The organism is Methylobacterium nonmethylotrophicum, from assembly GCF_004745635.1.
Lineage (GTDB): Bacteria > Pseudomonadota > Alphaproteobacteria > Rhizobiales > Beijerinckiaceae > Methylobacterium > Methylobacterium nonmethylotrophicum.
In genome coordinates this window covers 1-1910 of the sequence record NZ_SRLB01000087.1, presented here as the reverse complement: position 1 = coordinate 1910, position 1910 = coordinate 1, and the positions used below count along the sequence as shown (strand labels likewise).

Sequence of the window (1910 nt, the reverse complement as noted above, 5' to 3'; positions counted from 1 at the left end):
CCCCTCCTCGACCGCGTCCGCGAGCCTGCGGACCTGCGCCAGCTGCCCGAGAGCGACCTCGCCCAGCTCGCCGCCGAGCTGCGCACCGAGACCATCGACGCCGTCTCCGTCACCGGCGGGCATCTCGGCGCGGGCTTGGGCGTCGTCGAGCTCACCGTCGCCCTCCACTACGTCTTCAACACCCCCGACGACCGCCTGATCTGGGACGTCGGCCACCAGGCCTATCCCCACAAGATCCTCACCGGGCGCCGCGACCGCATCCGGACCCTCCGCCAGGGCGGCGGCCTCTCGGGCTTCACCAAGCGCGCCGAGAGCCCCTACGATCCCTTCGGCGCGGCGCATTCCTCCACCTCCATCTCCGCCGGCTTGGGCATGGCCATCGGCCGCGACCTCGCGGATGCCGCCGCCCGCGCCCGCGGCGAGACCCCGCCGCGCCGCAACGTCGTGGCGGTGATCGGCGACGGCTCGATCTCGGCCGGCATGGCCTACGAGGCGATGAACAATGCCGGCGCGCTCAAGTCCCGCCTGATCGTCATCCTCAACGACAACGACATGTCGATCGCGCCGCCCGTCGGCGCCATGTCGTCCTACCTCGCTCGCCTCGTCTCCGGCGACACCTACCGCTCCTTGCGCGACACCGCCAAGCAGTTCGGCCGCCTCTTGCCCAAGGCCCTCTACGACACCGCGGCGCGGGCCGAGGAATATGCCCGCGGCATCCTGGCCGGCGGCGGCACGATGTTCGAGGAGCTCGGCTTCCACTATGTCGGCCCGATCGACGGGCACAACCTCGACCACCTGCTGCCCGTGCTCAAGAACGTGCGCGACGCGCCCGACGGCCCGGTGCTGGTCCACGTCGTCACCCAGAAGGGCAAGGGCTACGCGCCCGCCGAGGCCGCGGCCGACCGCGGCCACGCGGTGGTGAAGTTCGACGTGATCTCGGGCAAGCAGACCAAGGCCAAGCCGAATGCCCCGGCCTACACGCGGGTGTTCGGCGAGAGCCTGATCAAGGCGGCGGATGCCGACGAGAAGGTGGTGGCGATCACCGCCGCGATGCCGTCGGGCACGGGCGTGGATCTGTTCGCGAAGGTGCATCCGGAGCGGACCTTCGACGTCGGCATCGCCGAGCAGCACGCGGTGACCTTCGCGGGCGGTCTGGCGACGGAAGGGTTCAAGCCGTTCTGCGCGATCTACTCGACGTTCCTGCAGCGCGGCTACGACCAGCTGGTGCACGACGTGGCGTTGCAGAACCTGCCGGTGCGCTTCGCCCTCGACCGGGCCGGGCTGGTGGGGGCGGACGGCGCCACGCATGCCGGGGCGTTCGATCTCGCCTATCTGTGCTGCCTGCCGAACATGACGGTGATGGCGGCGGCGGACGAGGCCGAGCTGGTGCACATGGTGGCGACGGCGCATGCCCATGACACGGGCCCGATCGCGTTCCGCTACCCGCGGGGCGAGGGCGTCGGCGTGGAGCTGCCGGAGAAGGGCGAGGTGCTGGCGATCGGCAAGGGCCGGGTGATCCGCCGTCCGGAGGGCGCGCGGGTGGCGCTTCTGAGCCTGGGCACGCGGCTTTCGGAGGCGCTGAAGGCGGCGGAGCGGCTGGAGGCGGGCGGCATCGGGGTGACGGTGGCGGATGCGCGGTTTGCCAAGCCGCTGGACGAGGCGCTGATCCTGGACCTGGCGGGCAGCCACGAGGTCCTGGTGACGCTGGAAGAAGGGTCTGTGGGCGGGTTCGGGGCGATGGTGCTGCACCTGCTCTCGGCGCGGGGCGCGCTGGACGAGGGGCGTGTGCGGGTGCGCACCCTGACGCTGCCGGACGCCTACCAGGACCACGACACGCCGGAGCGGATGTACGCGCAGGCCGGTCTCGACGCAGCCTCGATCGTCAAGGCGGTCGAGGCCGCCCTGCCGGC

The 1910-nt window shown here is 71.7% G+C and carries 1 protein-coding gene; it reads left to right on the top strand.

The window, feature by feature from the left end; all coding sequences use genetic code 11:
- Positions 1-33: 33 nt before the first annotated feature.
- A partial coding sequence (gene dxs / locus EU555_RS35880; protein ID WP_425375187.1) for a 1-deoxy-D-xylulose-5-phosphate synthase occupies positions 34-1910 on the top strand: 1877 nt, incomplete at its 3' end.